This is a genomic window from Paenibacillus mangrovi (genome assembly GCF_022898935.1).
GTDB classification, from domain to species: domain Bacteria; phylum Bacillota; class Bacilli; order Paenibacillales; family Paenibacillaceae; genus Paenibacillus_AQ; species Paenibacillus_AQ mangrovi.
This window is the reverse complement of record NZ_JALIRP010000001.1, coordinates 640,407-659,314: the sequence shown is the minus strand read 5'-3', so window position 1 is coordinate 659,314 and position 18,908 is coordinate 640,407. Positions and strand designations below refer to the sequence as shown.

Genomic DNA, 18,908 nt, shown 5'->3' with positions numbered 1-18,908 from the left:
CATTATGTTTACATTCGATCTGGTGTTTGAAGTCCAAGCAGGTGCATGGTCCGGGTTAAGGACAGCCCTGCCAGACGTGTCAACCGCAGTCTTGCATGCCGCGTCGACGACTCATCCGTGACAATTCTTTCCTTATTATAAAATTGATTGAAGGATTGTGCCACATCGAGTGCATAACGCGCCAGTGCCGAAGGCTCATTATTACGGATACCACGCTGCAATTGCTCGGGGAATTTCGTCAGCAGCTTCAGAAGCTCCCAGCCTGAATCCCCAAGAACGTCGCCACTCGCGAGCATATCCGCAGCCTTGTCATTCTCTGCTTGGAGCGCGTCTCCCTTCGCGAGCACGCTTTGCGTTCTGGCATAGGTGTATTGAATATATGGACCCGTCTCCCCGTCAAAATTCAGCGCATCCTCCAGCGAAAAATCTACTTCATTCACACGGTTGTTCTTGAGATCTCCGAATATGATCGCGCCGATCCCTACCGCATTTGCAACCTGCTGCTTGTTATCCAGCTCCGGATTCTTTTCATTAATAATATCCATAGCCCGGGCTACCGCCTCGTCCAGCACATCCTCTAGAACGACAATTTTGCCGCGGCGCGTAGACATTTTTTTGCCTTCAAATTTCATGAGTCCAAACGGCACATGGGTGCAGCTATCTGCCCATGCCATGCCCATCCGGCGAAGCACGGTAAATACCTGCCCGAAATGCAGCCTTTGCTCGCTTCCCACCACATATAGAAGACGGTCCGCTTGCATCACATCATGTCTGTAAATAGCCGTCGCCAAATCCCGAGTCGGATAAATGGTCGTTCCATCCTTCTTGATGATCAGACATGGCGGCATCCCTTCTTCATCCAGACGGACGACGAGCGCCCCGTCGCTTTCCTCAAGCAGACCTTGTTCCTTCAAAGTATCGACGACTGCCTGCATCTTGTCATTATAAAAGCTCTCTCCGAGCGTATAGTCAAAATGGACGCCGAGACGCTCATACATCCGGTCGAACTCCTTCATGCTCACTTCCACAAAATATGCCCACAGCTTCCGTGCTTCTTCATCACCCTCCTCTAGCTTGCGGAACCAATCTCTGGCTTCTTGTTCAAGAGTGTTATCCTGCACAGCCTCGTCATGAAAACGTACATACAGCTGCAGGGATTCCTGAATTGGGTTCTCGGAGAGGGCCTGATCATTCCCCCAGCGCTTATAAGCCGCGATCTGCTTGCCGAACTGCGTTCCCCAGTCGCCGAGATGATTGACACTCAGCACGTCGTAGCCCGCCAGTTTATACATGTTGTACAGAGCGGCACCAATCATGGTGGAACGAAGATGTCCGATGCCAAAAGGCTTCGCGATATTCGGTGAGGACATATCGATCACGACCTTGATTCCATTCCCTGTCTCTGGTACATTGCCCGTCGTGAGCTCGTTCATCATCAAGCTGCCGTAATGTTGTCTGTCAAATTTTAAATTGATATATGGACCCGCGGCTTCCGCTTGAACATATGGATGACTGAATGCATCAGCAATATCCTTGGCCGCTGCCTGCGGCGCCTTTTTGAACTGTTTAGCCAGAATAAAACAAGGGAAAGCCATATCCCCCATGCTGGCTGAAGGCGGAATCTCCAGCAGCTCCATCAATTGCTCTACTTCCAGCGGAACATAAGCCTTGAGCACTTCTGCTGCCCATTGGTATAACATCATTCTCAACCTCTCCTTCACATTGGAAAACAAAAAAGCCCCCGTCTCTATATAGAGACGAGAGCTGAACTTCCCGCGGTACCACTCTAAGTAAATGAAAAGAGGCGTTCACAGCCATCTTGTCATTTCTCTTCAAAACCTTTAACGGGGCCAACCGGACTGATCTACTTGCTATCGCGGGCGGATAAACGTTGGATCAGCCATCTCACGGGTGCGCTTCACGAAGGAACATGTACCGGCTTTCACCATCTCCGGCTCGCTGTCCATGTTCTCCCTTCCTTACTCTCCCGATCTCTGACGTTCAATTTTTTAACATTATACACACCGTTTGACCGAGAAGCAAGGGCTGATTCGTTTATTGTGACGCTAAGCCGTCATTTTTTCTTTCTATTTCCGGCAGCCAAGTCAACAGCCCATTGGCCTCTAGAACCTCCATAAACTTAGCCAAGCGTGGAAGCAAAGGCTCGGCCGCTTCGCCAAAACGCCTGTGAATCTCATCCGCAATTTCTTCGACGGTATGATTCCCTCTGCAGCGGCACACCACTGCACTTCCTAGAACATCTAAATGAATTTGAATGGTGGCGGGCTGCTTCAGCCATTGGACGGATTGGCGCTCGAGCCAGCTTCGTCTGGGTAGCAGCAGCGTGACCCTTTCTTCGTTTTTTTCTACTGACGCAATGCGGTCGGTTAATATCGGGACCATATCAAGCAAATTCCGAGGTTCGGCGGCAGGCCGTTTTTTTCTGAACTTGGATCCTAGCATTCGTTTCTACACCTCCCGTTTGGTTACAACGGACCTGTCTTTCCGGCCCATGGACATCCAGGTTAGCATGATCACGACAAGCATGAAAATGATGAGCGGCAGCCAGTTATTCTCGATTAAAACCTTTCCTGGAATTGGCACATTCATCCAGATGAGAATGGCAATGATAACGCCGATCAATGACTCTCCGGCAATCAAACCAGATGCGAGCAAGACTCCCGTTTCCAACCGACTTTTCAGCAGGAATTCATTTTTGCGTGAACGCCATTCGATAAACCATCGTACAATTCCGCCAACCATAATCGGTGTGCTGACATGAATCGGAAGGTAAATGCCTACCGCAATCGTCAAGGAATTCAAACCCAAAAATTCAAAAGCAACAGCTGATGCAACGCCGATATAAATGAGATCCCATGGCAGATTGCCGGACATAATCCCTTCGACGATTAACTTCATAAGCACGGCTTTCGGAGCTGGTAGAGCTTCGGAGCCCAGACCATAGCTCTCATTCAGCACGGACAGAATAAACCCGATGACAAGTCCGCTTACCAGCACTCCGATCATCATCGCCACCTGCTGCTTCCACGGTGTTCCGCCTACAAGATAGCCTGTTTTCAAATCCTGGGAAATGTCTCCCGCAACCGCAAGAGCCACACATACGATTGCTCCGACGGTCAGTGCGGCGATCATCCCGTTCATTCCGGTGAACCCCGTCTGCTTAAAAATAATCGTTACGATAAGCAGCGTCGCAATCGTCATTCCGGATACCGGCGAAGATGAACTGCCAACCAGTCCGACGATCCGTGAAGCCACGGTAACGAATAGAAAACCAAAGATCGTAATGGCGATAGCCCCGACAATCCCAACATCCGTTAAAGGGGAAAAAGCAATGATAACGATAAGCAGGGCAATCATGACCGTCACCCAAAATCCCGGAATATCGATATTCGTTCGCTCAAGGGTGACCTTCGCATAATCTTTTTTTCTCAGCCCCGAGAGTGTAGCAGCGAGCGAACTGTACAGCATAGGAAGCGATTTGACCAAGGTGATGATCCCTCCTGCTGCAACAGCTCCTGCGCCGATATACCGGATATATCCCTCCCAGATTCCCCAAGGATCGAGTCTCGGAATTGGTATAGTTCCTGGGGGAAGCACAGAAGTTTCTCCTGCACCAAAAAATCCGATCATGGGAATCAGGACGAGCCAAGCCAAAATCCCCCCGGCAAGCATTTGTCCCGAGATGCGGGGTCCAATAATATATCCGACACCCAGCAGCGCTGGATACGTATCCATACCAATCAGTGAATTTTTAAACTTATAGATGCCTGTCTCAATTTCCGTCTTGAATAATTTAAATCCGTCTCCTAGAGCTTTCACCAAGCCACCGGCCAGAAAGCCGAACACAACCATTTTGGCGCTTTTCCCGCCGGTTTCACCGGAGATCAACACCTCCGCACAGGCCGTTCCTTCAGGGTATGGCAGGGTTTCATGCTCATTTACAATCAGCAGTCTCCGAAGCGGAATCATCATTGCCACGCCCAGAAATCCGCCTACCAAAACAATGAAACTGACGGTACCCATTGAAGGTATCTCATGCCACATATACAGTGCAGGAATTGTAAAAATGGCCCCCGCAGCGACCGCTTCTCCCGCAGTGGTCATCGTCTGGACGATATTGTTCTCCAGAATGGATTTGCGTTTGAATATTCCGCGAAGCACGCCCAGTGAAATGACGGCTGCAGGAATAGAAGCGCTGACGGTTAAGCCGATTTTCAGTCCCAGATATGCGTTTGCAGCTGCAAACACCACTGCAAGTATGACCCCCAGGATGATGGACAGCAGCGTCAATTCGGGCAGCGATTTCGATGCTGGTATGTACGGTACAAATGAGTCAGCTGCTTCTTTGTGTTCTTGTGTTTTCACTAGCGTCTCTCCTTCCATTATGTCTGAGGCTCATGGTAAACAACCATATAGTACCCCATTCCAATGGAATTCAAACTAAAGGACGCGCTCCGGCTTGCAGAACAAAAAAAAGCCTGAGCCTCTTGGAAGCCAAGAAGCGTTCAGGCTTGATCTTGAGTATTTATGAGTGGCTATGCCTTCTCCAGCGCCCGCATGCCTTGTTCAAGAGTGGATTTCGAGAAATGCTCTCCGATAAAAACGACGACATCAGGAACCTCTCCCTGAGGCGTAATTCGCAGAAAATCGGGCTCCCGGAAAGCATACTGGAACAGAAACCGGCTTGCCGTATCGCTGAAGGTCAGGACCCCCTTCGCACGATAAACCTCACGCGGCAGATTCGCGATGAAGCTTTCGAATTCCCCGCTGTCCACAGGGCCGCTCAAATAATGCGTATAGACCATGACATGATCATGATGCGTATGCGTATGGCCATGTTCATGTGAATGTTGATGAGCATGGGGATTATTACCACCGACTTCCTCCTCCTCTTGAGATGATGCCTGCAGAACAGCAGACAAACGTGAATCGTTCCCAAGCGACTCCAGCACATCTGGGATTTCAACATCGCACCGGACTGTAGAAAGCACAGGGGCATAAGCATTCCAGCGTGAAATGACGCCAGCCAGCAGTTCCTGCTCATCATGATCAACCCGATCCGTCTTATTCAGGATCAGGCAGGAAGCTGCCCGAATTTGTTCCTGCATCAGCCTAAATGTCTTTCCTTTTTGATTCCGGTATAGTTCAAGTAAATGGGCGGAATCGACAACCGTGATGACACCCTTGAGATCAATTTTGATATACAAAGCGGCTTCCGTGACCCCGTCCAATATCTCCAAGGGGTTCGCAATCCCCGTTGCTTCAACGACGATGACATCTGGGGCTTCTCTCTGGATCAGTCCGGCGATCTCCATGCTCAAATCCCCCCGGATCGAGCAGCAAATGCAGCCGCTCAGCATCTCCGTCATCGGTACCCGCTCCTCTACCAGCAGCCCATCCAGATTTACATCGCCAATCTCATTCATAATAACGGCCGGAAGCAGTCCTTGCGATTGCCAGTAATTCACCAACCGCTGAAGCAAAGTCGTTTTTCCGCTTCCTAGAAAACCGGATAGTATGTAAATAGGTGTTACCTTTTGTGTCGTCATCATTCTTCTCCTCTTCATTCCTTGCTCTGTTCAAGCCGTTTTTAGCAAAGTGTACTACACCCCTAACAGTATCACAACTGTGCTGGATGATCCATAATTCCAGACTAAGCAAGGATTTGCAAGTTGGCCCACAAAGGACTATCCTATAAAGACACTCTAAAAGGGAGGAGAGATTAGAACGATGAGATCAGTAGACCAACATCGCAACGAGGCGCCGGATACCGTATCCTGCATGATCGTGACCGTGTCCGATACACGTACTCCGGAGACCGACACCGGAGGCCAATTAATGAAATCCCTTTTGGAAAAGGCCGGTTACCGGATTGTCGCGTATGAGATTGTTAAGGATGATTACGAGGGCATAAGAGAGCTGATTCACGAAGCTTCTAGCAATCCCGAGGTGGAGGCTGTCATCTTAACCGGAGGTACGGGCATTTCACCGCGTGATACAACGTACGAGGCCGTTTCTTCATTGCTTGATAAACAGCTGCCCGGATTCGGAGAGATTTTCCGGTATCTCAGCTTCACCGAAGATATCGGAGCGGCAGCCATTCTGAGCAGGGCTATTGCGGGTGTTTCCGGCAGCACTGCTGTCTTTTCGATTCCGGGCTCCAAGGGAGCAGTCAAGCTTGCGTTGGAACGGATCATCGTCCCAGAGCTCGGACATGTGATGAGAGAGATATATAAAAAAGAATAGTTACAAAAAAATGCCGGGAAGCTTATAATGCTGCTCCGGCATTTGGTATACTATGGTTGAAAATTCATACGGCTTATCAGCGAATTAAAAATCTCATGAACCTGTTTGTCATAGATACCCTTGTCTTTCCCGGATGAAGTATAAATCAATGAGGCTCTGTTATGACTGTATATTACTGTGTGCATGTTCTGCGTATCGATTTGGTGCTGGTCTCCATACCAGTTATGAATCCGTTTGATCCGTTCCTGTTCATCCGTAAACACATGCAAATTGATGTACTGCTGCGGGTTACCCCTAATGTGGAACATGTAGCTGATATTTCCCCGTCCATCCTCGGCATACGTTTCATGAGTGAGCGGTATATTTTTGGCTTCAAAAGCCAGCTTAAGCTCATTCAGCAATTGGCCGTTGAGTCCTTTTCCCTGTGATTGTGCCCTGATATTACCTTCAGAATAAGAATCGAAATTATACAATTTGGTTTCTTTCTTAATAACGGTATGCTTATTACAGCCAACCGCGGCGATTAGCAGCACACAGGCCAGCAGCAATGCTAACGATTTGTACATGTCGGCTCATCCCTTCCAGATTTCCCTGCTGCCGCCAAGGCGGAAGACAGCCTGTTATGGGGTTAGAATGCCAACATTTCAAACGCTTTATGCAGTACAGCCGCCTTCTGACTCTTTATTCCATACGAACAATCGTTCTTCCGACGGCTTTCCCTTGTAAAATATCCTCAAGCACCTCAGGCAGCTTCTGAAGCGAACATTCTTTGATTCCTTGCCCCAGTGCTCTCTCCGGCTTCCAATCCTGGCTCAGCTTGCTCCAAATGCCTGTTCTCCATTCCTTGGGGCAGAACACCGAATCAATGCCGATCAGCTGAACACCCCTCAATATAAATGGAAGAACGGTACTCTCAAAGGCAGTTCCTCCCGTTAGACCCGACAGCGCTACAGCACCGCCGTAACAGATGCTTTTTAACATGTTCTGGAGATGAGGTCCTCCGACCGGGTCAACAACTCCTGCCCAGATCTGCTTGGAAAGCGGACCTGCTGGGGCAGCTTCAATGTCATCCCTTCCGATCACATGGGCGGCGCCCAAGCCTTTCAACCATTCTTTTTGCTCATTTATTTTCCCCGTGCTTGCCGTTACATCAAACCCTGCCCGAGCCAGAATATCAACTGCAAAGCTGCCAACCCCGCCAGTAGCCCCCGTTACGAGTACAGGTCCCATATCAGGTGTAACATTGCAGTGAAGCAATCGATCGACAGACAACGCTGCGGTAAATCCGGCTGTTCCGATTCCCATTGCTTCCCGTAGAGTCAGCCCGTCAGGAAGATGCAGAAGCCATTCACCAGAAAGTCGCGCAAATTGGCTGAAGCCTCCGTAATGTGATGTACCCAGACCATAACCGGTACACAGTACGCGGTCCCCTTCATGAAAGTCAGGATGCTCTGAGTGCACTACCTCTCCAGCGAGATCAATGCCGGGGATCATGGGATATTTCGGTACGACTTTGCCATAAGGCGTACTCGCCAGTCCATCCTTATAATTCACTCCTGAAAAATGAACTTTGACCAGCACATCACCCTCAGGCAGCTGATCAAGCGTCAACTCCTCCACCTGACTCTTGAGTTCTTCCCCTTCTTGACGAATCATAAACGCTTGAAACGGGTCCATCATGAGGTTCCCCTCCCTTGGTATGAATTCATGTTCATTATACGGTTATATAAAAAAGAGATCCAGCTATTCATACTGAATCTCTTGACTGTTTATTCTTCGACCTGCATGTATTCCGCCATCAGTTTCTGCTTCAGGTTCCAGACTTTTTCGCTAATATTGATGCGGTAGATTTCTGGGTTCATCTTGCGCAGATACTCGGGCCAGAAGAGATCCATCTGCTCACGATGATACTGCCGGATTTCATCCAGCGATGGCAGAGTATATACCTGCAGCCCATTTTTGAATATCTGTTCCAGCATCGGTATGGCATCATAATTCTTCACAAATTTCTGCAGATAAGGATGCTGTGGGTTAAACAGCTTTAGGCGCATGCCGTCATGCGGCTTCTCTTCATCCGGAAACATAATGTAATCTGCAATCGCTTTGCCGCTGACGCGGTCCACAATGCGAAATACATCTTTTTTACCAGGTGTGGATACCTTTTCCGGATTGCCTGAAATCTTGATCGTCGGAATCATTTCGCCGTTGACTTCACGCTCGACGAGCTTATATACGCCTCCAAGAGCCGGCTGATCCGCAGCCGTGATTAATTGCGTACCTACACCCCACGTGTCTATACGTGCCCCCTGAGCCTTCAAGTTGAAAATCGTGTTCTCATCCAAATCATTCGAGGCAACGATTTTAACATAGGAAAAGCCTGCATTATCAAGCATTTCCCTGGCCTTTATGGACAAGTAAGCCAAGTCGCCGCTGTCGAGGCGGATCGCAGACATTTTCTTGCCTGCTGCCTCGAGCTTCTTCGCGGTCTCGATCGCATGAGGCACCCCGCTTTTCAGCGTATCGAATGTATCCACCAGCAGCGTCACGTCATCAGGCATGACTCTGGCATAGGTATCAAATGCTTCTTGTTCCGAAGGAAAGCTTTGAACCCAAGAATGCGCATGTGTACCTTTGGTAGGGATTCCGAACTTCTGACCCGCCAGCATGTTGGAAGTGGCGTCAAAGCCCGCAACATAAGCAGCGCGTGCGCCCCAAACGGCAGCATCCTCTTCCTGAGCGCGCCGGGTTCCGAATTCCAGCAGGATATCGCCTGTGGCTACCTGTTTCACACGCGATGCTTTGGTGGCAATCAAGGTCTGGAAGTTCATGAAGTTAAGCATCGCCGTCTCCACCAGCTGCGTTTCCATGATGGTTCCCTCCACACGGATAAGAGGCTCGTTAGGGAACACAAGCGCCCCTTCCTTCATGGAGTAGAGGTTTCCGCAGAAGCGGAACTGCTTCAGTTCCTCCAGAAATGCGGAATCATAATTCTCTTCTTGAGCAGATAGATACCGGATGTCTTCATCCGTAAATCGCAGGTTGGCGATATAATGAACAATCCGTTCAAGACCTGCAAATACAGCAAAACCGTTCCCGAATGGAAGCTTGCGGAAATACGCTTCAAATACGGCCTTCTGCTGATGCGAACGGTTAACCCAATGCGCATACATCATGTTAATTTGATATTTATCGGTATGTAATGCCAGTCCTGCTGTCTGCATGGCGGGCTTCCTCCTTTGTACCTTAAGCCTTGGGCCGTTTCTTTCCTCCAACTCTAAGTGTAGATGGAAAACAGCGGCACATAGTCCGTGAACTTATACAATTGAGCCGGGCGCTGGGAGTACTGGTTGGAGCTGAGCGGTTTGCCTGTCTCGTCTCTGACTTCTTCCAAAATCCCCTGTCTGCTGCGAGTGGATGTGATTTTACGAATAAAATTGGGCTCGCTGAATTCCGGAACAACGGTTTGAATGACCTGGTACAGCTCGCTGAGCGTAAACTGCTCCGGCAAAAACTGGCGTGCGATCGTGGAATGCAGCATCTGCTGCTGAATCCGGAGATAGGCATCCTGTATGATCTCACGGTGGTCAAACGCCAGCTCCAGTCCGTTCAAGACCTCTTCGATGCCAAACAATCCGACCTCGCCGGCATCATCCGCCGCCTGTCTGCTTTCCAGCATCCATTCCTCTACCAGGGCAAAAAAAGCATGGCTGATAATCCAGCCGCGCGGATCTCTTCCAGGTGTGCTGTACACACCCAAATATTCCAAATGTCCACCATCGACTCCCGTTTCTTCTTTAAGCTCACGGGTCGCGGCATCATATATTGATTCGCTTTCCTGACAAAAGCCCCCAGGCAGCGCCCACATGCCAGCACATGGCCAGGATTTGCGCCGAATGAGCATGACCTTAAGCTCGCGGATCGGTAACGTTTTGGTCACGGTCTTTCTTTCTCTTTTGGTCAGCGTAAACATGACGATATCCGCCGGCACACCGTCCGGCGTTCGGTATTTTTTAGCCGAATAAGCTTGTGCTTCAGGTGAGGAATCACCTTGTTTACCATGTTCGTTCATCTCATCACCACATAACTTCTTTTTGATACTTTCATTATGAATTATTAACAAAAAAAGTCAAGTATTTTTAAGATATCAGAAAGTATAAACTTCAGGAAAAGTATCCTGATATCGCAAGAAAAACTTCTGCTAAAAGCGGTCTGTCTTCTGTGAAAGAACGTCGATAGACGTTTTTCCTATAAAATCAGGCAGGTATCTTCGCTATTTGCGATGTACAACACGGAATGTAGCGGTAGCCAAGCATCCAAGCGTTCCTTCACTGTTATGGATGCGCGCTTCCGTCGTCATGGAACGTCCTGCCATATGAATCACGCGGGCTGTTACGATCAATCTTCCGGTAGTCATGGCGGACATGAAATGAACGTTGATATTGGTCGTTACGCAGTTGTCCGAATTCTTGGCAGCCGTTGCCGCCATCCCCATAGCCTGGTCCATAAGCGAGGTCAGCACACCGCCGTGGATGATTCCCAAGGAATTAGTATGGTGCTCCTTAGCATCTAGGGCAATAATGATCTTCTCTTCATCCGCCGATACAAATTCACAGCCCAAATAAGACCAAAACGTATTCTCGCCGCGTGATATCATTTCTTCCAATGCATTCATTCTGCTTCCCCCAATGCTGTCTTTTGAATATAGTGTTGATTATCTCTCTCGAGTGTACATTTCCAAGATGACCTGATCCCGGCACTGAATGCCATTTTCATAAATTGGTTCAGGATAGTTGTTCACAAAATAGTCCTGCTCTATCCGGACCATCCGGAATCCGCATTTTTGATACAGAGCCAGCTGATCCAGACTCGAATTACCCGTTCGGACGATTACCTTCTTATAACCGTCATTTTGGGCTTGCTCCAGCGTAAGCAGTATTAATTTTTTACCAAAGCCTTTCCCCTGATAAGCCGGATCAACCGCTGCGTTCATGATCTCCCCTGCGGAGGAATCCACAGCCATGAACCCGCAGACACCGATAATCCGGCCTTCGCATTCAGCAACCATCCAGCTCGATTGATCCAGATATTTCTCTACTTGCGACCATTCCGGGTCTGCCAGCATCAGCAATTCTTTCGGAAGGAATTCTTCCGGCTTCCTTCTTCTCATTAACACTTGGGCGCTCACAAGCAAGCCTCCTTTGAAGTCTCCACAAAATAACCCCACAAAGTGGGGACTTTGCTTCAAAGCTGATTCAGGTACTTTGCGGGGACCCCCGGAAATTATAAATTCTAATAGATCAAAAAAAGGCGCGGATACATGATCCACAGCCTTAATTCTTTAGATCTTAACCACAGTTTGAAGGTGGGGCGTCCGTTCCCGCTTCCACATCGATCTTCTCGGATACGGTATCACGAATAACCGACATGACCAGCTGCAGAAGATAATTGATATCGCTTTGGCTCTGCTGGAATTCAACCACGAGCGGAATAGCATCTATTTCATCCTGGAGCGATTCCATTTCCTTCTCAATTTTCGCGACCATTTGCGGATTTTGGAAGGATTCAAAGGCTACAATTTCTTTTTGGCGTTTCTTCAGCGTAGTAATCAGGCTTTGCACATGCTCATGGTTGCGGATTTTTTCTTCCGCCTTTTGATACTGCTGAACCTCTTCGCTGCTAGAGATCAGCTCTGCCAATTCCTTGGCCTTTGCCATAATATCATCGCGGATAATCAAATCTTTCGTATCGTAAGACATCATGCCCAAACTGTTAAGGTGGCCTTTTTCTATCATCTTACATTACCCCTATTCCGATTAATTGATTCTACATGGTTATTGCTGAAGCTGCATTAGTTTCGGTTACGATCTCGCCCTTGATATACCAGGTCATCGCATCCGTAATTTTGACATGGACGAAGCTGCCAATCAGCTCTTTATCGCCTTCAAAATGGACCAGCTTATTGGTACGGGTACGTCCTGCCAGTACGGAGGCGTTATTCTTGCTCTCACCCTCGATCAGTACTTCGACAATCTCTCCACAGAGGTTCTCGTGGCTCTTGCGGCTGTGCACCTCGATGGCGCGGTTCAAACGCTGCAGGCGCTCTTTTTTGACCTCCATCGGCACATTGTCTTCCATGCTTGCTGCAGGTGTGCCTTCACGCGGCGAATAAATAAAGGTGTACGCGGAATCGAAGCCAACCTCATGAACCAGCGACAGCGTTTCTTCGAATTGCTCTTCCGTCTCACCCGGGAAGCCGACGATAATATCTGTAGTCAAAACGGCACCGGGAACTGCGGCTTTAATTTTACCGACAAGCTCCAAGTAAACTTCTCTTGTGTACTTCCGTCCCATGATTTTAAGAACTTCGCTGCTTCCTGACTGAACCGGCAGATGGATATGTTCCACCAGATTGCCGCCTTTGCCAAGAACTTCGACCAACCGGTCATCGAAATCCCGCGGATGGGACGTTGTAAAGCGGATGCGAGGAATATCAATTTTCCGGATATCATCCATCAAATCGCCAAAGCTGTATGTGATGTCTGTAAAATCCTTGCCGTAAGCATTGACGTTCTGCCCGAGCAGTGTCACTTCCTTAAAGCCCTGGCGGGCCAGCTCACGCACTTCAGCAATCACGTCCTCCGGACGTCGGCTCCGTTCTTTACCGCGGGTCATGGGAACGATGCAATAGGTGCAGAACTTGTCGCAGCCATACATGATGTTCACCCAGGCGCGCAGTCCTTCCCGCTTCTTCGGCAGATTCTCGATGATGTCGCCCTCTTTGGACCACACCTCTACCACCATTTCCTTACTGAACAAAGCTTCCTTGATCAGATGCGGAAGTCTGTGCACGTTGTGGGTGCCGAAGATCAGATCCACGAAGCCATGCTTTTGCATGATGCGGCTAACCACGTTTTCTTCCTGGGACATACAGCCGCACACACCTAGCAGCATACCGGGCTTTTCCTTCTTCAAGTGGGATAGATGGCCGAGCTCGCCAAACACCTTGTCCTCAGCGTTCTCACGGATCGCGCAGGTGTTCAGCAGAATAATGTCCGCTTCCTTCCGGTCTTCCGTTGACGTGTAACCCATTTCCTCCAGCATGCCCTTAATCGTTTCCGAATCATGCTCGTTCATCTGGCATCCGAAGGTATATACGATATAATGCTTTCCTTTTCCAATCTCCCGAAGCTCTGCCGGTATCGCGGTATCATACAGCACCTCCACGTCTTCCCGGCGGCGCTTCTTGCTTTGTCTATGGTTAGGCTCCGAAATAATATGAATTTCCCGGCCTTTGATTCGAACGGTCTTGCCGTGTTCATCCTCGGACAGGACCTTAGCGTCGGAAAAATCAAAATATTTGGAGTAATCCTTTGTTTCCTTGGTCATGCTGTTGATCACTCCTTCAATTCCCTTGGGGACAGCACATCATGCCTAAAAAGGCATTACAATAAATTATAACATGAACTTTCAGGGTTATCTATATCTCAAAATAACCCCACAAAGTGGGGACCCCGAAAATTATAAATTCTAAATAAAGTAAAGAAGGATGGAAAAGGCCATCTAAGCCTTCTCCATCCTTCTTTACTTTGCCACAAAAAAGCATACTAGTCGATGATTTCAGCCATGTCACCGGTTTTGACTCCGGCAGCATTTCCTTCATCGGTATCGATATGCATGTCCAGTGCAAAGGAATCCGACACGCGTGCGATGACATTTTCGAATACGACGCCGCGTTCGCCCCCAACACGCACTTTCAGCATTTGTTGATCAGCAACTCCCCATTTTTGAGCATCGGAGGTATGAAAATGAATATGGCGTGCAGCAACGATAACGCCCTGCTCCAATTCAATTTCGCCCTTCGGACCCTTTACTTTGACTCCTGGGGTTCCCTCAATTTTACCGGATTCACGAACCGGTGCTTTCACGCCGATCGAAAAGGAATCGGTACGGGAAATTTCCACTTGGCTCGCTTTGCGCGCAGGACCCAGAATTCTCACCTTATCGAATTGACCCTTCGGACCAATGACAGCTACCGTCTCGTTGGCGGCAAACTGGCCCGGCTGGGACAGAGGTTTAAACTCAGTCAATTGATAGCCTTCTCCAAACAAAGCCTCAATATGTTCTTGCGTTAGATGAATATGTCTTGCGGATACTCCTACAGGTACAGTTTTACTCACGTGGATCACTCCTTATTTTTTTCTCTATGATCTGTACGCCAACTCATTATACATCCTTTTACCCAAAAATAAAAAGGCGCAACCGCAAATGCGGGCACCTTTTCCGTTTTTTATTTGAATTCCGCTACAAGATTGTCAAATTGTTCGCGCGACAGGAGTGGCTCCTGCTGAACAAGCGGCTCCTCGCGGAAACCGGGAACGAGGTTCTCATAGCTCTTCTTGTTTTTGTCCTGATAGATCAGTCCGGTCACCATTCCATTTGTCTCCATCAGTGTTGTCATGGCCGCAATCCGATTGGACGGATCATAATCCGGAATCGAATCCAGTGGAACGATATTGTCTTTGAACCACTCGTACGTATTGATCTTATTGAATGTTACGCAAGGACTAAACACGTTGATGAAGGAAAAACCTTCATGTTTGATCGCTTCCTCTACCAGCGCCGTCAGCTGCTTGATATCACTTGAGAAGGACTGCGCCACAAAGGTTGCGCCTGCCGACAAGGCAAGCTCCAGCGGTGAGAGTGTAGTCTCGACAGAGCCTTGCGGCGTGCTTTTGGTCACGAACCCTTCTGCACTGCGCGGCGAAGTTTGGCCTTTCGTAAGCCCGTAAATTTGGTTATCCATGACGATATATGTGATGTTAACGTTGCGGCGGATGGCATGGATCGTATGACCCATCCCGATGGCGAAGCCATCCCCATCACCACCGGTAGCAATGACCGTAAGATCCCGGTTGGCCAGCTTTACCCCCTGCGCGATGGGAAGTGAACGGCCGTGAATTCCGTGGAATCCGTAAGCATGAATATATCCAGAAATCCGTCCAGAGCAGCCGATCCCAGATATGACGGCGAGTTGTTCCGGCTCCAGACCGGAATTCGCGGCTGCCCGCTGAATGGCCGCTTGAATGGAAAAGTCTCCACAGCCCGGACACCAGTTGGGTTTGACGTTATTGCGAAACTCTTTGAATGTAGCCATGACTATACCAGCTCCTTACTTGCCTGACAGGCTTTTCTGCATTCTTCAGCCACAATGGATGGCAGGAATGGGTTCCCATCGTATTTCAGCACGCTTGTGATTTTCTCCCTGCTTCCGACATGAAGCTTGATCAGATCAGCCAGCTGGCCTGTAGCATTATGTTCAAGGACGATCACCTGCTTCGCCTGCTCCACATATGGCTTCACGGCTTCTGCCGGGAATGGATGCAGCAGTCTGATCATCATCTGATTCGTAGTGATTCCTTCATTTCCAAGGATTTCTCTTGCCTGCTGGATAGTTCCCCCGGTTGACCCCATACCGATGATCAGCAGATCAGGATTTTCATAAGGTGCATCCGTATGGATCGGGTTTTCTACCGTAATCCGCTCCATTTTACCAAGACGCTTATCCATCATCTGCTTCCGGTTAACAGCGCTTTCTGACGGGCGGCCGCTTTCATCATGCTCCACTCCTGTAACGTGGTGGATACCATGCTTTTGGCCAGGCAGCACTCTTGGTGATACGCCGTCTTCTGTCAGTTCATAACGCTTGAACAATCCGCCGGCTTCCAGTTCCGGTGCCTCCTGTACCAGCTTGCCGCGGTTAATGTTGACCTTTCCATAATCCAGCAGCTCACAGGACTGCTTGCCAAGAGACAGCTGAAGATCCGTCACCACAATAACAGGCAGCTGGTACTTGTCCGCCAGATTAAATGCTTCGATCATATCGTAAAAGCATTCCTCAATAGAGCTTGGCGCCAGCACGACTTTAGGAATCTCCCCATGCGTCCCGTGAATCAGCGCATTGATGTCACTTTGCTCCTGCTTGGTTGGCAGCCCCGTACTTGGTCCACCGCGCTGTGTATCGACGATAACCACCGGTGTTTCAGTCATCCCCGATAAACCTATGGCTTCCATCATGAGCGACAATCCAGGGCCTGCTGAGGCCGTCATAGAGCGAACTCCGGCATAGCTCGAGCCAATAGCCATTGTGATGGCCGCAATTTCATCTTCAGTCTGCACGACGGTACCGCCAAACTTCGGCAGCTTCTTAATGAGATATTCCATAATTTCCGAAGCCGGCGTAATCGGATAAGCACTCATGATCCGGCAGCCTGCTGCCAGTGCCCCAAGCCCGATGGCATCATTGCCGATCATAAACAGCTTCTGCTTGCCGTCTGCCGGCTCAAGTCTGAAGTCCTCAAGCGGACCTCCCGCCAGTTCCAGCACATAATCAGCTCCGCGCTTCACCGCTTCGATATTCTTTTCAACGACAGCTGCACCCTTACGCCCGAACTCTTCTTGAACCGCTTTATTGAAAACATCCATAGGTAAGCCCAGGAGCGCCCACGACGCACCGGAAGCAACCATGTTTTTCATCAAGGATGTGCCTAGTTCCTCTGCAATGGCCGTGATCGGCACAGGAAACAAACGGGCGTCAGCCCCCTCAGGCAGCGTTGGCACGAACTTGGCATCCGCAATCACGACGCCTCCCGGACGCAGCTCATGTGCGTTCAAATCAATGCTTTCCTGGTCGAATGCAACCAGAATATCCAAATCATCCGCAATGGCGCGAATCGGCTGCGTACTAATGCGAATTTTATTATTGGTGTGTCCACCTTTAATTCGTGACGAAAAATGCCGGTAACCGTACAGATAATAGCCAAGTCGGTTCAGAGCCGTCGAAAAAATCCGGTCCGTGCTCTCTACGCCTTCCCCTTGCTGTCCACCTATTTTCCATGACAATTGACTGATCAAAAAGCCCACTCCTTCTTTCCCGCTCATAGTGCTAGCGCCAAATTCCCCATTCACCATGGCACTATTTTGCAATAAAACGGCTCGTCACGGCGTGCCCATTACACCTAGTTCAGGCTTACCATGACGAGTCTTAATAATTATGTAAAAGTTTATGAGCAACAGGGACAAATAGCAAGGTTTTTTTGTGTGACATTTTTTATGGAATACCAAGCAGAGGACTATCTACTTGCTGCTAGCAAGCCCCTTTTTCAGGCAGATGGCTGTTCAGATAGGACAACGCATTGCCTGAAAACCACTTCCGTACCAGTTCCTCCGAATAATGCTTGCACAGCAGCTCGGCGAACTCAGGATACCTTCCCGGATGCTCCAGGCCTTGAATCCATGAGTCGATTCCGTCAAAATCCGATCCGATCATCAGGTTGTTCTCCCCACCCAGCGTGCAGAAGTGTTCGATATGAGGTAGCAGCTCCTCTGGACGAACCGGCCCTTCTCCGCCTTCCCGTACAAACCACGGAACAAAGGTCATTCCAATACGTCCGTCCATGGCAATGATCGCCCGGATTTGCTCGTCGGTCAGATTCCGAGGATGCGGGCAGATGGATTTGGCATTGGAATGAGAGGCGATAAACGGTCTCACCGTTCGTTCTGTCAGTTCCCAAAATCCGGCCTGAGACAAATGCGACACATCGAGCAGCAGACCGATCTCATTACTCAGCTGAATAAGCTTTCTCCCTTTTTCGGTAAATCCTCCATTCCGCTTCTCCAACACACCATCTGCCGCCCAGTTCGCGTAATTCCAGGTAATGCCCAGGAAGCGGACACCAAGCTCATAACACATCTTTACATAAAACAAACTGCCCTCAAATCCGTCTGCCCCTTCGACCGAGAGAAGTCCCCAAGGAAGCTGGCGGGCGCTTTTCAAGGCCTGAACTGATCCCTGGATCGCCTGTTCCAGCTCTGCAGCATCCTCTTTCCACCGCAGCCAGCGCATCCCCTCAGCGGTTGTCATGACTCTGGACTTGAACGCATCAATCTGATCCAAAATATATTCATAACGCGGGATTCCCCACCGTTCGGACAAATATATAGCAAAACACTGCAGCTGAACTTCTCCCTGCCGCATGCGGTCATAGGTGACATCAAGTTTAGGATCGTCAAGAAAGGATATACCCACGTTCTCCCTCATCTTACTCAGTACATCGCAGTGAAAATCAATAACGGGAATTCTCATGTTTCATTTCTCCCATCTGGTATATTATAAACGGGCCATGACACCCCTTAGATGCAAAAAACCTGTCTATCCCATATAAACTGAATGCAAGCCCGAGGAAAACAGCTCCCTCAATATCGCCGGCTTTATTCAGCTTATATCAATAAACAGGTTTCAACAACATTGAACATCCATCAACTCATCTAGGTTCCACGATCAACTTGATTGCAGTCCGGTCTTCCCCATCAATTACAATATCCGTAAAAGCTGGAATACAGATCAGATCAACTCCACTTGGTGCGACAAATCCCCGGGCAATGGCAACTGCTTTAATGGCTTGATTAAGTGCACCCGCTCCGATCGCCTGCAGTTCAGCAGCACCACGTTCACGAAGCACGCCAGCTAGAGCACCGGCAACAGAATTTGGATTGGACTTTGCTGAAACTTTTAATACTTCCATGGTAAGTACCTCCCGTGGGAATGATGATGGTTAGCTTCCACATACTAGATGTTATTCGTG

The 18,908-nt window shown here is 49.2% G+C and carries 18 protein-coding genes and 1 other annotated feature; of the genes, 1 reads left to right on the top strand and 17 read right to left on the bottom strand.

Features of this window, described 5'->3' with window-relative positions; genetic code table 11:
• Positions 1 to 8: 8 nt before the first annotated feature.
• From argS to MUG84_RS02945, 4 genes are all read right to left on the bottom strand, one after another.
• Entirely contained in the window at positions 9 to 1,700 is a 1,692-nt protein-coding gene (argS, locus tag MUG84_RS02960) for an arginine--tRNA ligase (protein WP_244720925.1), read from the bottom strand.
• A gap of 50 nt (positions 1,701 to 1,750) precedes the next feature.
• Positions 1,751 to 2,004 (bottom strand) — a binding site (T-box leader).
• 51 nt (positions 2,005 to 2,055) lie between these two features.
• Entirely contained in the window at positions 2,056 to 2,463 is a 408-nt protein-coding gene (locus MUG84_RS02955) for a PqqD family protein (RefSeq protein WP_244719526.1), read from the bottom strand.
• Between the two features lie 6 nt (positions 2,464 to 2,469).
• Positions 2,470 to 4,386, bottom strand: coding sequence for an OPT family oligopeptide transporter (locus MUG84_RS02950; RefSeq protein ID WP_244719522.1), 1,917 nt, complete (start codon positions 4,384 to 4,386; stop codon positions 2,470 to 2,472).
• 170 nt (positions 4,387 to 4,556) lie between these two features.
• A complete protein-coding gene (locus MUG84_RS02945) occupies positions 4,557 to 5,573 on the bottom strand; it encodes a CobW family GTP-binding protein (protein WP_425313120.1) in 1,017 nt (338 codons plus the stop codon).
• A gap of 178 nt (positions 5,574 to 5,751) precedes the next feature.
• On the opposite strand from MUG84_RS02945, the gene MUG84_RS02940 reads away from it, so the two are divergent.
• Entirely contained in the window at positions 5,752 to 6,267 is a 516-nt protein-coding gene (locus tag MUG84_RS02940) for a MogA/MoaB family molybdenum cofactor biosynthesis protein (protein ID WP_244719519.1), read from the top strand.
• Between the two features lie 50 nt (positions 6,268 to 6,317).
• Here MUG84_RS02940 and MUG84_RS02935 read toward each other — a convergent pair whose 3' ends face one another.
• From MUG84_RS02935 to MUG84_RS02875, 13 genes are all read right to left on the bottom strand, one after another.
• Positions 6,318 to 6,833: a hypothetical protein gene (locus tag MUG84_RS02935; protein ID WP_244719515.1), complete on the bottom strand. Its 516-nt coding sequence runs from the start codon at positions 6,831 to 6,833 to the stop codon at positions 6,318 to 6,320.
• Positions 6,834 to 6,948: 115 nt separating this feature from the next.
• A complete protein-coding gene (locus MUG84_RS02930; RefSeq protein ID WP_244720912.1) occupies positions 6,949 to 7,944 on the bottom strand; it encodes an acrylyl-CoA reductase family protein in 996 nt (331 codons plus the stop codon).
• Between the two features lie 92 nt (positions 7,945 to 8,036).
• Positions 8,037 to 9,488, bottom strand: a complete 1,452-nt coding sequence (locus tag MUG84_RS02925) for a nicotinate phosphoribosyltransferase (RefSeq protein ID WP_244719512.1) — start codon at positions 9,486 to 9,488, stop codon at positions 8,037 to 8,039.
• 53 nt (positions 9,489 to 9,541) lie between these two features.
• A complete protein-coding gene (locus MUG84_RS02920; RefSeq protein WP_244719509.1) occupies positions 9,542 to 10,336 on the bottom strand; it encodes an NUDIX hydrolase in 795 nt (264 codons plus the stop codon).
• 201 nt (positions 10,337 to 10,537) lie between these two features.
• Entirely contained in the window at positions 10,538 to 10,939 is a 402-nt protein-coding gene (locus MUG84_RS02915; RefSeq protein WP_244719507.1) for a PaaI family thioesterase, read from the bottom strand.
• Positions 10,940 to 10,978: 39 nt separating this feature from the next.
• Complete coding sequence (locus MUG84_RS02910; protein ID WP_244719504.1) at positions 10,979 to 11,452, bottom strand: GNAT family N-acetyltransferase; 474 nt, start codon at positions 11,450 to 11,452, stop codon at positions 10,979 to 10,981.
• Positions 11,453 to 11,612: 160 nt separating this feature from the next.
• Positions 11,613 to 12,059: a YlbF/YmcA family competence regulator gene (locus MUG84_RS02905; protein WP_244719501.1), complete on the bottom strand. Its 447-nt coding sequence runs from the start codon at positions 12,057 to 12,059 to the stop codon at positions 11,613 to 11,615.
• A gap of 31 nt (positions 12,060 to 12,090) precedes the next feature.
• Positions 12,091 to 13,653, bottom strand: coding sequence for a tRNA (N6-isopentenyl adenosine(37)-C2)-methylthiotransferase MiaB (miaB, locus tag MUG84_RS02900; protein WP_244719498.1), 1,563 nt, complete (start codon positions 13,651 to 13,653; stop codon positions 12,091 to 12,093).
• A gap of 218 nt (positions 13,654 to 13,871) precedes the next feature.
• Positions 13,872 to 14,444 (bottom strand): phosphate propanoyltransferase, encoded by a 573-nt coding sequence (gene pduL, locus MUG84_RS02895; protein ID WP_244719495.1) that lies wholly within the window; start codon positions 14,442 to 14,444, stop codon positions 13,872 to 13,874.
• Positions 14,445 to 14,554: 110 nt separating this feature from the next.
• Positions 14,555 to 15,421: a 2-oxoacid:ferredoxin oxidoreductase subunit beta gene (locus tag MUG84_RS02890; protein WP_244719492.1), complete on the bottom strand. Its 867-nt coding sequence runs from the start codon at positions 15,419 to 15,421 to the stop codon at positions 14,555 to 14,557.
• Between the two features lie 2 nt (positions 15,422 to 15,423).
• Positions 15,424 to 17,178: a 2-oxoacid:acceptor oxidoreductase subunit alpha gene (locus tag MUG84_RS02885; protein ID WP_244719490.1), complete on the bottom strand. Its 1,755-nt coding sequence runs from the start codon at positions 17,176 to 17,178 to the stop codon at positions 15,424 to 15,426.
• A gap of 232 nt (positions 17,179 to 17,410) precedes the next feature.
• Complete coding sequence (locus tag MUG84_RS02880; protein WP_244719487.1) at positions 17,411 to 18,409, bottom strand: dipeptidase; 999 nt, start codon at positions 18,407 to 18,409, stop codon at positions 17,411 to 17,413.
• Between the two features lie 178 nt (positions 18,410 to 18,587).
• Complete coding sequence (locus tag MUG84_RS02875) at positions 18,588 to 18,848, bottom strand: stage V sporulation protein S (protein ID WP_006286829.1); 261 nt, start codon at positions 18,846 to 18,848, stop codon at positions 18,588 to 18,590.
• Between the last annotated feature and the right edge of the window lie 60 nt (positions 18,849 to 18,908).